Consider the following 12,264-nt stretch of genomic DNA (forward strand, 5'->3'; position numbering starts at 1 on the left):
GGGCGGGGCTCTTTTCTAAAGAAGCTACAAGTTAGATAACTTGTACTTCTTCAGCTTGCATGCCTTTCTGACCGCGGGTAGCGATGAAAGAAACCTGTTGGCCTTCTTTCAGGCTTTTGAAGCCGTCGGATTGGATAGCTTTGAAGTGAACGAACAGGTCGTCACCGGATTGTGGAGTGATGAAGCCGAAGCCTTTTTCATCGTTGAACCACTTAACGGTACCGGTTTGGCGATTAGACATGGTGTAACTCCTTGAACAAAGATAACTGCGACTCAGGAAGAACCCTGGCCGAGACTGAGTGCAAAGAGCAGGAAAAATTCTTGTAGATGGTTGGATCGAAATTCAACATATCGTGTAGAGATTCTCAGTGACACAAGCAACACAGTGACGCCACCTTAACCCTTTTTCCGGAACGTGCCAATGTTTCTTGCAAAGGATTCTGTGTTTTAGGGATCGGCGGTGCGACGGTTCGTCGCCACATCGCGTAAATACGGGGTGTTCGCCGAGAATTGCGTTGCGCACTTTGAACGAGACGACGCGCCCGGTAAGATGCCGGACAGAATTTTTCCACCTCGCTATTCAGGACAAACCCGCCATGAGCATCAAATCGGACAAGTGGATTCGCCGCATGGCGCAGGAACACGGCATGATCGAACCGTTCGTCGAGCGCCAGATGCGCGGCAGCGACGACAGCCGGGTGATTTCCTACGGCGTGTCGAGCTACGGCTACGACGTGCGTTGCACCAACCACTTCAAGGTGTTCACCAACATCAACTCGGCCATTGTTGACCCGAAGAACTTCGACGCCGGCAGCTTCGTCGACATCCACAGCGACGTCTGCATCATTCCGCCGAACTCCTTCGCGCTGGCTAGCACCGTCGAATACTTCCGCATTCCGCGCAACGTGCTGACCATCTGCCTGGGTAAAAGCACCTACGCGCGCTGCGGCATCATCGTCAACGTCACTCCTCTCGAGCCTGAGTGGGAAGGTCATGTGACCCTGGAATTTTCCAACACCACCAACCTGCCGGCGAAAATCTACGCCAACGAAGGTGTGGCGCAGATGCTCTTCCTCGAATCCGATGAAGAATGTGAAGTTTCCTACAAGGATCGTGGCGGCAAGTACCAGGGCCAGCGTGGCGTGACCTTGCCGCGTACCTGATCGACCATCCGACGGATGTCGGGAATTCTTTGGCGGGCAGACACTCTATGGGGTGTACTGCCCGTTTTTGTTACACACAGATTCGGGCCTTCACTGAGGAGTGCCCTATGAAGATCGACCCGCGAATCAGCGCTGAACTGGCAAGGCTTGAGCCCAATCAGATAGGCGTTCTGGCCTGGTCGTTACTGGCGAATCCGTCTTTGAGCCTGTCCGGCGGCGTGCCCGGCCAGCCCGATCCCGATACTCCCAACGAACAACCGACCGAACCAGGCGAACCGACGCTGCCGGACGAGCCGCCTCCGGCGCCTGTGGCCTGATCCACTGTCATGAATATGGCCCGTCAGTCTGATCGATTTGCGATCTAGCTGATGGGCCATATTTCGTTGTCGCCGATCACGAAGACTTTGCAACTGTCGTCGCGCTCGACCTGATAGCCGCCGGTGAACGCACCGAATGCCGGCATCAGGCTGATGCGCTCACCGAGTCTGAAACAGGCCAGGCGCAGGCTCTGCCGACCTTTGCCGTGCAATCGATAAACCGGATGCACGTGGCCCGCGAGCACGTGCCGCTCGGGATGCGGATCGGGCTCATGCTGCAGGGCGAATGGCCCGAGTAACAGCGGCTCTGGTACCACGCGAATATTCAGCGAGGCTGGTGGGTCGCCTGCGCGTTTATCGTGGTTGCCGCGAATCAGTGTCATCGGCAGGTCAGCGTGCCGTGCGCGCCACTCTGCCAGCGCATTCAGCGTGGTCGGGACATGTGAACCAGGCCCATGCAGAAAATCCCCGAGGAAGATCAACTGGCGACACGGCAACCGCGCCAGCAACGCGTCGATTACCTCGATGTTGCTCGCCGTCGTGCCATGCGGCACCGGCTGGCCGAGGCTGCGATAGGCCGCCGCCTTACCGAAATGCACATCGGCGATCAGCAATGCTTCCTGCGCTGGCCAGTACAGCGCTTTCTCCGGCAGCAGCCACAACTCCTCACCGGCCAAACGCACCGGGTACGCACTCACGACGATTTCCCGTTATCAGCGGTTTTTTCCAGGTCACCGACCATTCTTCTGATCCTGTCAGCCAGTTTTTCCGAACTCATGCTCTCGCGCATCCGCTCCACCAGCAGCGGAAAGCCCAACGGTGTAGGACGTTTAACCTGATGCACATCCAGTTTCATCTGATTGATGCGCTCCAGTGTCTGTTCCAGACGGCGAATATCCAGCTCTTCGCGTAGGACTTCTTCCCCAGCCTGGGCCAGCAGCAGGTTGTCGGCGTCATATTGTTTGAACACCTGGAAGAACAAGCCACTCGACGCCTGCACCTGGCGGGTGCTTTTTGGTGCGCCCGGATACCCGGCGAACACCAGCCCGGCGATCCGCGCGATTTCGCGGAAGCGGCGCAACGCCAGTTCACCGGCATTGAGGCTGGCGAGCACGTCCAGCAACAGGTCATCGGCATTGAACAGGTGCGCGTCCAGATGCGTGGCCCAATCCACCGGCGTGGCGCTAAGCAGTTCCAGGCCGTAATCATTCACGGCAATCGAGAAGGTCACCGGCTGGCGCTGACTGACGCGCCACGCCAACAGGCTCGCCAGTCCCAGATGCACTTGTCGCCCGGCGAACGGATAGAGAAAAAGATGCCAGCCTTCGCGGGATTTCAGCACTTCGGCCAGCAGATTTTCCGTGGTGGGCAAGCCGGACCAGCGTATCTGCGTCTCCAGCAGCGGCCGCAACGCGTGCATTTCCGGGCCTTTGAATTGACCTTGAGCAGCGGCGCTGAAGCGCGTGACCACCGCTTCGGCCAGTTCGTTGGATAACGGCATGCGTCCGCCATTCCAGCGCGGCACGGCAGCCTTTTTCGCGGTGCTGCGTTTGACGTAGGCGGTCATGTTTTCCACCCGCACCAGTTCCAGCAGGCGCCCGGCGAAGAGGAAACCATCGCCCGGTTTCAGCCGGGCGATAAAGCCTTCCTCGACGCTGCCCAGCTGTTTGCCGCCGCCGCCCTTGCTCCAGAATTTCAGGTTGATGCTCGCGTCGCTGACGATGGTGCCGATGCTCATGCGATGGCGCCGCGCCAGACGCGCATCCGGCACACGCCAGACGCCGTGTTCGTCCGGCTCGACCCGGCGGTAATCCGGATACGCTGTAAGAGACATCCCGCCATGGCGTACGAACGCCAGCGCCCAGGCCCAGTCTGCCGCTGTCAGGTCGCGATAGGCCCAGGCGCCTCGGACTTCTTCGTACAAGTCTCCAGGAATAAAGCCACCGCCAAGGGCCATGCTGACCAAATGCTGGACCAGCACATCCAGCGGCTTGAGCGGTGACAGGCGCGGCTCGATGCGCCGTTGCTCGACGGCATCGCGTGCGGCAACCGCTTCGATCAGTTCCAGGCTGTGGGTCGGTACCAGCGTCACCCGCGAGGTGCGCCCCGGTGCGTGGCCGGAGCGCCCGGCACGTTGCATCAAGCGCGCAACGCCTTTGGCCGAGCCGATCTGCAGCACGCGTTCGACCGGCAGGAAATCTACGCCCAGATCCAGGCTCGAGGTGCACACCACCGCTTTCAACTGGCCATTCTTCAACGCCTGCTCGACCCAGTCGCGGGTATCGCGTGACAGTGAGCTGTGATGCAGCGCGATCAATCCGGCCCAGTCCGGCCGCGCTTCCAGCAGCGCCTGATACCAGATCTCCGATTGCGCGCGGGTGTTGGTGAACACCAGGCTGCTGGCGCAGGCATCAAGTTCGGCGACCACTTGCGGCAGCATCTTCAGACCGATGTGGCCGGCCCAGGGAAAACGCTCGATGGCCGGTGGCAGCAGGGTGTCGACTTGCAGGGTTTTTTCGCTTTTGCCTTGGACACTGACGCCGCCGCCCTGTGGGATCAGCACTTGCTCTGCGTGGGATTGATTACCGAGGGTGGCGGATACCCCCCAGACAATCAGTTCCGGCTGCCAATGACGCAGGCGGGCGAGGGCCAGTTGCAATTGCACGCCGCGTTTGTTGCCGAGCAACTCGTGCCATTCATCCACGACGATCATGCGCAGGCTCGACAACGCGGTGCGCGCATCGGCGCGGGCTAGTAGCAGAGTGAGGCTTTCCGGGGTGGTGATCAGCGTCGTTGGCAAACGCCGGCCCTGACGCGCGCGTTCGCTGCTGCTGGTATCGCCGGTGCGCAGGCCGATGCTCCACGGAATCTGCAATTCATCGACCGGGCTTTGTAAAGCGCGGGCGGTATCGGCGGCGAGGGCGCGCATCGGCGTGATCCACAGCACCGTCAGCGGTTCGGCCGGCGGTTTGCGCTTGCGCGGTGTAGCCACGGGCGGTTGCAGGCGGGCGAAGCGGTTGAGCGCAGCAAACCATACCGCATAAGTTTTGCCGGCGCCGGTGCTGGCGTGGAGCAACCCGGATTCGCCGTTTTTCACCGCCGCCCACACCTGTTTCTGAAAGGCGAACGGCTTCCAGTCGCGGGCGCTGAACCAGGTTTTTGCAAAGTCGGGGGATTTCGCCATGCCGGCTGCGTGCGCTCTGGAGGTGTTGTTTCAGAGACAGCGAAGCGGGGCGACAAGTTTAACTTTGTCGGTCGATGGATTCCCCCTGTGGGAGCGAGCCTGCTCGCGAATGCGATTGCACATTCAACATTGATGTTGACTGATAAACCGCTTTCGCGAGCAGGCTCGCTCCCACACAGGGGTGGGTTGCCAACCTTATTTAAGATTGCCGCTGAGGAACTGCTTCAGGCGTTCACTCTTGGGATTGCCCAGCACTTCTTCGGGCGCACCTTCTTCTTCCACCAGACCCTTATGCAGAAACAGCACCTGATTCGACACCTTGCGCGCAAAACTCATTTCGTGGGTGACCATGATCATCGTCCGGCCTTCCTCGGCCAGACCCTGAATCACTTTCAGCACTTCGCCGACCAGTTCCGGGTCGAGTGCCGAGGTCGGTTCGTCGAACAGCATCACTTCCGGCTCCATCGCCAGTGCCCGGGCGATCGCCACGCGCTGTTGCTGACCGCCGGAGAGAAACGCCGGGTATTGATCGGCGACCCGCGCCGGCAAGCCGACTTTGTCCAGATAACGTCGGGCGCGATCCTCGGCTTCCTGTTTGCTGCAGCCCAGCACCCGGCGCGGGGCCATGGTGATGTTTTCCAGCACGGTCATGTGGCTCCACAGGTTGAAATGCTGGAACACCATCGCCAGCCGCGTGCGCAGGCGTTGCAGTTCATCGGCGTCGGCAACGTGCATGCCGTGGCGGTCGGTGACCATGCGGATCGCCTGGCCATCAAGGCTCATGGCGCCGTCATTCGGTTGTTCAAGGAAATTGATGCAGCGCAAAAAGGTGCTTTTGCCCGAGCCGCTGGCGCCGATCAGGCTGATCACGTCGCCGGTTTTGGCCTTGAGCGAAACGCCTTTGAGCACCTGATGATCGCCATAGCTTTTGTGCAGGCCTTCAACGGTCAGTTTGTACATGGACGAGCATCCTCAAGGCGAAAGTAGGTAGCCGCTGCGATAGGCCTGGGCGCCCGCGACGTGGGCGATGACCATGCCGGCAGTGGCCATGCGCCGCAGCGAGCGCGCATACAGCAGGCCGGGGGCGGTGCAATGAATGGGGGTGACCTTGTCGTGGACCGGGTCGATGATTTCTGCGATCTGCTGGCCGGCTTCCAGGTATTGGCCGGGCGTGGCGCAGTACACCAGCAGGCCGCCGACTGGTGTGGTCACCGGTTCGACCCCGGCCAGCGGCGTGGCAGGGTACGGCAGTGGCGGTTGCGGCTTGGTCTCGCCGACGATGGCATCGAACTGGATCAGATAGTCGATCAGCGCCTGACAATCGCGGCTGGCCAGCGGGTGATTGACGTCGCCCTGGCCGCGCAATTCGACGGTCACCGAGAAGCTGCCCAGCGGAATCTCGAACTGTTCGCCGAAGCGTTCGCGTAGTTGCCACCAGAGCAGGGTGAAGCACTCGTCGAACGACTGCCCGCCAGAGTCTGTAGCAAGCAGGCTGGCCTGCGCTTCCATGTAGCGCGCCAAGGGCTCGACCTGTGGCCACGCCTCGGGCGTGGTGTACAGGTGCACCACCGATTCGAAGTCGCAGTGCAAGTCCAGCACCATGTCGGCATCGCAGGCCAGGCGTTGCAGGGTCAGACGCTGGGATTGCAGTTGTGTGGTCGGCTTCTGACGGTCGAGGGCGTTGCGCAGGCTGGCACGGATCAGTTCGAGGTTGTGCTGCGCATCGTCGTTGAGTTGGCCTTCGATGGCGTTGCCGATTTCTTCGCTGAGGTCGACGAACCAGCGATTGAAGTTCTGCCCGCTCTCCAGGTCGTAACGGCCCAGCGGCACGTCCATCAGCACTTGTTCGAGGCCGACCGGGTTGGCCACCGGCACCAGGACGATTTCGCTGCGCAGGCGGCCGGCAGCTTCCAGTTCGGCCAGACGCTGTTTCAGGTGCCAGGCGACCAGCATGCCCGGCAGTTCGTCAGCGTGCAGCGACGCCTGGATGTAAACCTTGCCCTTGGCCTGCGGTGGGCCGAAGTGGAAGCTGTGAATCTGCCGTGCGGTCCCCGGCAGCGGGGCCAGCAAGTCATGGATCTGGTGGCGCATTGTTATCTCTTTTTTTTCAAACCGGTGCTAGTGAGTCGGCCCGAGGAAGGCCAGCCAGCGGCGTTCGGCGAGGCGGAACAGACCGACCAGCGCAAAAGTAATGGTCAGGTAGATCAGCGCGGCGATGCCGAACGACTGGAAGGTCAGGAAGGTCGCCGAGTTGGCATCCCGCGCGACTTTCAGGATATCGGGAATGGTCGCGGTGAACGCCACGGTGGTCGAGTGCAGCATCAGGATCACTTCGTTGCTGTAGTAGGGCAACGAACGGCGCAATGCCGACGGCATGATCACGTAGGCATACAGCTTCCAGCCGGTCAGGCCATAAGCCTTGGCCGCTTCGACTTCGCCATGGTTCATGCTGCGAATCGCCCCGGCAAAAATCTCCGTGGTGTACGCGCAGGTATTGAGAGCGAAGGCGAGGATCGTGCAGTTCATCGCGTCGCGAAAGAAGCTGTCGAGGATCGGCTGTTCGCGCACGGCGGCGAGGCTGTAGATGCCCGTGTAGCAGATCAGCAGCTGGATATACAGCGGCGTGCCCCGGAACAGGTAGGTGTAGAACTGCACCGGCCAGCGGACGTAGAAGTGCGGCGAGACGCGGGCAATCGACAATGGGATCGAGACGATGAAGCCGATGCAGATCGAGGCGGTCAGCAGCCACATCGTCATCGCCAGCCCGGTGATGTTCTGGCCGTCGGTATAAAGGAAGGCGCGCCAATATTCCTGGAGAAGTTCGATCATCGTACGGCCTCCCGGGCACCGGCGGCGTAGCGGCGTTCGAGCCAGCGCAGGATGAAGTTCGAAGCACTGGTGATCAGCAGATAAATCAAGGCGGCGAGGACCAGAAAGTAGAACAGTTGATAGGTGCTTTTACCGGCGTCCTGGGCAGCCTTGACCAGATCGGCGAGGCCAATGATCGACACCAGCGCGGTGGCCTTGAGCATGACCATCCAGTTGTTGCCGATGCCCGGCAAAGCGAAGCGCATCATTTGCGGAAACACCACGAAGCGAAAACGCTGGCCACGTTTGAGGCCATACGCGGTGGCGGCTTCGATCTGACCACGCGGCACCGCGAGGATGGCGCCACGGAAGGTCTCGGTGAAATACGCGCCATAAATGAAGCCCAGCGTCAGCACGCCGGCGCTGAACGGGTCGATTTCAATATATTCCCATTCCATATAGTCGGTCAGCGACGTCAGCCAGGTTTGCAGGCTGTAGAAGATCAACAGCATCAGCACGAGATCCGGCACGCCGCGAATCAGCGTGGTGTAGAGCTGCGCGGGCAGGCGCACCAGTTTGACTTTCGACAGTTTGGCACTGGCGCCGAGCAGGCCGAGCAACACGGCCACCAGCAGCGACATTGCCGATAATTTGATGGTCATCCAGGTGCCTTGCAGCAGCAACGGGCCGAAGCCCTGCAGACTGAACGAGGCCAGCCCCAGATTTTGCAGGAGGGTTTCAAACATAAATCAGCAACCTGAGCGGATGGAAAAGGCGCCCATCGAGGATGGGCGCCGGGGCATTATTTGCCGCTGTACAGATTCAGGTCACCAAAGTGTTTCTTTTGAATCTCGGCGTATTTGCCGTCGTCGTGTAACGCTTTGATACCTTTATCCAAAAGTGCTTTCAGCTCAGTGTTACCTTTCTTGATACCGACAGCGGTTTTGGCTGGCAGCAATTCGCTGTCGACCGGCTGGCTGATTTCATAATCAGCGCCTTTTGGCGACTTCAGAAAGCCCAGTTCGGCTTGCAGCATGTCCTGGATACCGGCGTCGAGACGACCGGAGGTCAGGTCGGAATACACCTGATCCTGGTTCTGATAGGCCTGGGTTTTCACGCCAGCCTTGTCCAGCACGGCTTTGGCGTAGGCTTCCTGAATGGTGCCTTGCTCGTAACCGACGGTTTTGCCCTTGAGTGAAGTGACGTCGGCGGTGATGCCGGAGCCTTTCTTGAACACGTAAGCGGTCGGGCCGGAAAACAGTTCGCTGGAGAAGTCGATGACCTTCTCGCGAGCCGGGGTCACGGTCATCGACGAGATCACACCGTCGAACTTGTTGGCCTTGAGGCCCGGAATCATGCCGTCGAAATCGCTTTCGACCCATTTGCACTTGACCTTCAGTTCGGCGCAGATCGCGTTGCCCAGATCGATATCGAACCCGACCAGGCTGCCATCGGCCGCTTTCGACTCGAACGGTGCGTACGAAGGGTCAACGCCAAAGCGCAGCTCTTTGTATTCCTTGGCCAGCGCGGAGCCGGCGGCCATGCACAACGCCAGTGCAGAAAGGGTCAGCAATGCTTTTTTCATTATTCAATCCCTAAGAACCAATATGAGCGCTTGTGGCGCAGAATTATTGTTACTGCAACGCTTACGACCTATAGAAAGTAGCAATTTCCGAACCAGAGTGCCGAACAGGTGTTTTAAAAGGTTGAGCGGAGAGAGGCAAGGGTAGTTGAATGCACGGAAACGGGCATTGCTGTTTGCATGCACTGTTTTGGTTCAAACGCGTAGCTCAGAGCAGGGAAAAACTGTGGCGAGGGAGTTGTCCCCGATCGGCTGCGCAGCAGTCGCAAAAACCTGAGTGCACGATTTCAGGTGGGAATTGCTGGGGGCCGCTGCGCAGCCCAGCGGGGATAAATCCCCTCGCCACATGGTTCTGCGATGTGTCGAGAATGAATCAGGCCAATAAGTCTTGCAAAGTCGCGAGGCTGTCCGCTTCTTCGACGGTCTTGTCCTTGCGCCAGCGCAGCATGCGCGGGAAACGCACGGCGATGCCGCTCTTGTGCCGGCGCGACAGGGCGATGCCTTCGAAGCCCAGTTCGAACACCAGGCTCGGTTTCACGCTGCTGACCGGGCCGAATTTCTCCACGGTGGTCTTGCGCACGATGCTGTCGACCTGACGCATCTCTTCATCGGTCAGCCCCGAATACGCCTTGGCGAACGGCACCAGCGAGCGTTGACTGGATTCCGGCGGGCCGTCCCACACGGCGAAGGTGTAATCGCTGTACAGACTGGCGCGACGGCCGTGTCCGCGCTGGGCATAAATCAGTACCGCGTCGACGCTGAACGGGTCGACCTTCCACTTCCACCACACGCCCATGTCCTTGGTCCGGCCGACGCCATACAGCGAATCGCGCGCCTTGAGCATCATGCCTTCGACGCCGAGTTTGCGTGACGCTTCGCGCTGGCGGCCAAGGTCGAACCAGTCCTCGCCGGTCAGTACCGGGGAGGGCAGCAGTACCGGGCTGTTGCAGCGCGCGATGACTTCCTCGAGTTGCGCCCGTCGCTTGACCTGCGGCTGGTTGCGCCAGTCCTCGCCCTGCCATTCCAGCAGGTCGTAGGCCAGCACTACCACCGGCACTTCTTCGAGAATCTTCTTGTCGAGCGTCTTGCGACCGATGCGTTGTTGCAGCAGGGCAAACGGTTGCACGGCCGGCGGTTCATCGGATTGCGGATCGAAGGCATCTTCAGTAGTCGGATGGGTGCTCTTCCACACGACGATTTCGCCGTCGATCACCGTCCCGTCGGGCAAGCCGTGGACCAGCACATCGAACTCGGGGAAGCGCTCGGTCACCAATTCCTCGCCGCGTGACCACACCCACAGCTTGCCGTCGCGCTTGACCACTTGCGCGCGGATACCGTCCCACTTCCATTCCACCTGCCAGTCGCTGGCGGGGCCGAGCAGGGCTTCGAATTCCTCGACCGGTTGCGCCAAGGCATGGGCGAGAAAAAACGGGTAGGGCTGACCGCCGCGCTGGGCATGTTCGTCTGCGGATTCCGGGGCGATGAGTTTCAGGTAACTCGCGGCGTTGGGCCGGTTCGACAGATCGGTGTAACCGACCAGACGCTGAGCCACGCGTTTGCTGTCGAGGCCGGCCATCGAGGCGAGGGCGCGAGTGACCAGCAACTTCGACACGCCGACGCGGAAACTGCCGGTGATCAGCTTGATGCACAGCATCAGGCTCGGCCGATCCAGTTGCGCCCACAACATCGGCAGTTGGCGCGCCAGATATTCCGGGGTTTCACCGCGAAGTGGCAGCAGCTTGTCTTCGATCCATTCGGCTAGACCGGCCTCGGAGCTGTGGGAATTTTCCGGCAGCACCAGAGAAATGTTCTCGGCCAGATCGCCGACGGCCTGATAGCTTTCTTCGAACAGCCACGGCTCCAACCCTGAAACTTCTACCGCCAGCTCACGGAGGATGCGCACCGGCACCAGTTGACGAGGCCGACCACCGGAGAGGAAATACACCGCCCATGCGGCATCTTCCGGCGCGGCCTGCGCGAAGTACACCTGCATCGCCGCCAGCTTGGCGTTGCTCGACGTGGTGGCGTCGAGTTCGGCATATAACTCGGCGAACGCTTTCATGGGGACGTCTCGGCAACGGTGGGTTCGGTGGCGATGTTGTCGTCTTCGTCATCGCCGTATTCAGTGGTGAAGCCTTGTGCATCAAGACCCTGTTCGCGCAGATGACGTACGAGCACGCCGATCGAGCCATGAGTGACCATCACCCGCTCCGCGCCGGTCTGGTTGATCGCCCAGAGCAGGCCGGGCCAGTCGGCGTGATCGGAGAGGACGAAACCGCGATCGACGCCGCGCCGCCGCCGGGTCCCGCGCAAGCGCATCCAGCCGCTGGCGAAGGCATCGCTGAAGTCGCCAAAACGGCGCATCCACGTGCTGCCGCCCGCCGACGGCGGAGCAATGACCAGCGCCTGGCGCATGATCGGATCGCTTTTTTTCACGTCGCCTGCGTAAATCGTCGGCGGCAGGTATACGCCGGCATCGCGGTAGACGCGGTTCAACGGTTCGACTGCGCCGTGGCTGAGGATCGGCCCGAGGGTTTCGTCGATGCCGTGGAGGATGCGTTGGGCCTTGCCGAAGGAGTAGCAGAACAGCACGCTGGCCTTGCCGGCGGCGATATTGGCCGCCCACCACTGATTGATCTCGGCGAAGATCTGCGCCTGCGGCTGCCACCGATAGATCGGCAGGCCGAAGGTCGATTCGGTGATGAAAGTGTGGCAGCGCACCGGTTCGAATGGGGCGCACGTGCCATCCGGCTCGACCTTGTAATCCCCCGACGCGACCCAGACTTCGCCGCCGTATTCCAGGCGCACCTGCGCCGAACCGAGGACATGCCCGGCGGGGTGAAAGCTCAGGGTCACGCCGTGATGGGTCAGGCGTTGGCCGTAATCAAGGGTTTGCAACTGGATGTCCTGACCCAGGCGCGCGCGCAGAATCCCGGCGCTGGCGCTGCTCGACAGGTAGTGCTGATTACCGGTGCGCGCGTGATCGCCATGGGCATGGGTGATCACCGAACGCTCGACCGGCCGCCACGGATCGATATAGAAATCTCCGGCGGGGCAGTAGAGACCTTCAGGTCGGGCAATAACAAGATCCATGTCGTGACCGGAATGGGGGGCTTGTTAGCTATGAGGCGGGCGTGAGGCTGGAAGTTCGATCGGCTTTGAAGCGCTACCCTCACCCCAGCCCTCTCCCAGAGGGAGAGGGGGCCGACC

The 12,264-nt window shown here is 60.7% G+C and carries 12 protein-coding genes; 2 read left to right on the plus strand and 10 right to left on the minus strand.

Going from position 1 to position 12,264, the window contains the following annotated elements; translation table 11 throughout:
* Nucleotides 1-31 precede the first annotated feature (31 nt).
* The gene (locus tag AB9L16_RS05420) at nt 32-241 is read right to left on the minus strand and encodes a cold-shock protein (protein ID WP_002554837.1); all 210 of its coding nucleotides are present in this window, start codon (nt 239-241) and stop codon (nt 32-34) included.
* A 355-nt stretch (nt 242-596) separates the two neighbouring features.
* Between AB9L16_RS05420 and dcd the strand changes: the two genes are divergently transcribed.
* The gene (gene dcd, locus AB9L16_RS05425; RefSeq protein WP_007940589.1) at nt 597-1,163 is read left to right on the plus strand and encodes a dCTP deaminase; all 567 of its coding nucleotides are present in this window, start codon (nt 597-599) and stop codon (nt 1,161-1,163) included.
* Nucleotides 1,164-1,270: 107 nt separating this feature from the next.
* Complete coding sequence (locus AB9L16_RS05430; RefSeq protein WP_016771389.1) at nt 1,271-1,480, plus strand: hypothetical protein; 210 nt, start codon at nt 1,271-1,273, stop codon at nt 1,478-1,480.
* A gap of 44 nt (nt 1,481-1,524) precedes the next feature.
* On the opposite strand, the gene pdeM is transcribed toward AB9L16_RS05430, so the two are convergent.
* From pdeM to AB9L16_RS05475, 9 genes are all read right to left on the minus strand, one after another.
* Nucleotides 1,525-2,178 carry a ligase-associated DNA damage response endonuclease PdeM gene (pdeM, locus tag AB9L16_RS05435; RefSeq protein WP_310214578.1) on the minus strand — a complete coding sequence of 218 codons (654 nt, stop codon included), beginning with the start codon at nt 2,176-2,178 and terminating at the stop codon, nt 1,525-1,527.
* On the minus strand, nt 2,175-4,664 hold the full coding sequence (locus AB9L16_RS05440; protein ID WP_375123204.1) for a ligase-associated DNA damage response DEXH box helicase: 2,490 nt from the start codon (nt 4,662-4,664) through the stop codon (nt 2,175-2,177). Before AB9L16_RS05440 ends, pdeM begins: the two co-directional genes overlap by 4 nt.
* A 195-nt stretch (nt 4,665-4,859) precedes the next feature.
* A complete protein-coding gene (locus tag AB9L16_RS05445; RefSeq protein WP_310214583.1) occupies nt 4,860-5,624 on the minus strand; it encodes an ATP-binding cassette domain-containing protein in 765 nt (254 codons plus the stop codon).
* Between the two features lie 12 nt (nt 5,625-5,636).
* Nucleotides 5,637-6,755: a succinylglutamate desuccinylase/aspartoacylase family protein gene (locus AB9L16_RS05450; RefSeq protein WP_353188892.1), complete on the minus strand. Its 1,119-nt coding sequence runs from the start codon at nt 6,753-6,755 to the stop codon at nt 5,637-5,639.
* Between the two features lie 27 nt (nt 6,756-6,782).
* The gene (locus AB9L16_RS05455; protein ID WP_041478064.1) at nt 6,783-7,493 is read right to left on the minus strand and encodes an ABC transporter permease; all 711 of its coding nucleotides are present in this window, start codon (nt 7,491-7,493) and stop codon (nt 6,783-6,785) included.
* Nucleotides 7,490-8,218 carry an ABC transporter permease gene (locus AB9L16_RS05460; protein WP_256810476.1) on the minus strand — a complete coding sequence of 243 codons (729 nt, stop codon included), beginning with the start codon at nt 8,216-8,218 and terminating at the stop codon, nt 7,490-7,492. The genes AB9L16_RS05455 and AB9L16_RS05460 overlap by 4 nt, the downstream gene beginning before the upstream one ends.
* Nucleotides 8,219-8,274: 56 nt before the next feature.
* A complete protein-coding gene (locus AB9L16_RS05465; RefSeq protein WP_041478063.1) occupies nt 8,275-9,057 on the minus strand; it encodes a transporter substrate-binding domain-containing protein in 783 nt (260 codons plus the stop codon).
* 370 nt (nt 9,058-9,427) lie between these two features.
* On the minus strand, nt 9,428-11,116 hold the full coding sequence (locus AB9L16_RS05470) for an ATP-dependent DNA ligase (protein WP_375123205.1): 1,689 nt from the start codon (nt 11,114-11,116) through the stop codon (nt 9,428-9,430).
* A complete protein-coding gene (locus AB9L16_RS05475) occupies nt 11,113-12,147 on the minus strand; it encodes a ligase-associated DNA damage response exonuclease (RefSeq protein ID WP_041478061.1) in 1,035 nt (344 codons plus the stop codon). Before AB9L16_RS05475 ends, AB9L16_RS05470 begins: the two co-directional genes overlap by 4 nt.
* Nucleotides 12,148-12,264: the final 117 nt, after the last annotated feature.

Origin of the sequence: Pseudomonas sp. LW8, assembly GCF_041956865.1 — a bacterium.
In the GTDB taxonomy this organism is placed as follows: domain Bacteria; phylum Pseudomonadota; class Gammaproteobacteria; order Pseudomonadales; family Pseudomonadaceae; genus Aquipseudomonas; species Aquipseudomonas siliginis.

What these genes read in the sequence shown, in the direction of transcription:
- AB9L16_RS05420 (WP_002554837.1), bottom strand. Translation starts at nt 241, where the DNA reads ATGTCTAATCGCCAAACCGGTACCGTTAAGTGGTTCAACGATGAAAAA.
- dcd (WP_007940589.1), top strand. Translation starts at nt 597, where the DNA reads ATGAGCATCAAATCGGACAAGTGGATTCGCCGCATGGCGCAGGAACAC.
- AB9L16_RS05430 (WP_016771389.1), top strand. Translation starts at nt 1,271, where the DNA reads ATGAAGATCGACCCGCGAATCAGCGCTGAACTGGCAAGGCTTGAGCCC.
- AB9L16_RS05440 (WP_375123204.1), bottom strand. Translation starts at nt 4,664, where the DNA reads ATGGCGAAATCCCCCGACTTTGCAAAAACCTGGTTCAGCGCCCGCGAC.
- AB9L16_RS05445 (WP_310214583.1), bottom strand. Translation starts at nt 5,624, where the DNA reads ATGTACAAACTGACCGTTGAAGGCCTGCACAAAAGCTATGGCGATCAT.
- AB9L16_RS05450 (WP_353188892.1), bottom strand. Translation starts at nt 6,755, where the DNA reads ATGCGCCACCAGATCCATGACTTGCTGGCCCCGCTGCCGGGGACCGCA.
- AB9L16_RS05455 (WP_041478064.1), bottom strand. Translation starts at nt 7,493, where the DNA reads ATGATCGAACTTCTCCAGGAATATTGGCGCGCCTTCCTTTATACCGAC.
- AB9L16_RS05460 (WP_256810476.1), bottom strand. Translation starts at nt 8,218, where the DNA reads ATGTTTGAAACCCTCCTGCAAAATCTGGGGCTGGCCTCGTTCAGTCTG.
- AB9L16_RS05465 (WP_041478063.1), bottom strand. Translation starts at nt 9,057, where the DNA reads ATGAAAAAAGCATTGCTGACCCTTTCTGCACTGGCGTTGTGCATGGCC.
- AB9L16_RS05470 (WP_375123205.1), bottom strand. Translation starts at nt 11,116, where the DNA reads ATGAAAGCGTTCGCCGAGTTATATGCCGAACTCGACGCCACCACGTCG.
- AB9L16_RS05475 (WP_041478061.1), bottom strand. Translation starts at nt 12,147, where the DNA reads ATGGATCTTGTTATTGCCCGACCTGAAGGTCTCTACTGCCCCGCCGGA.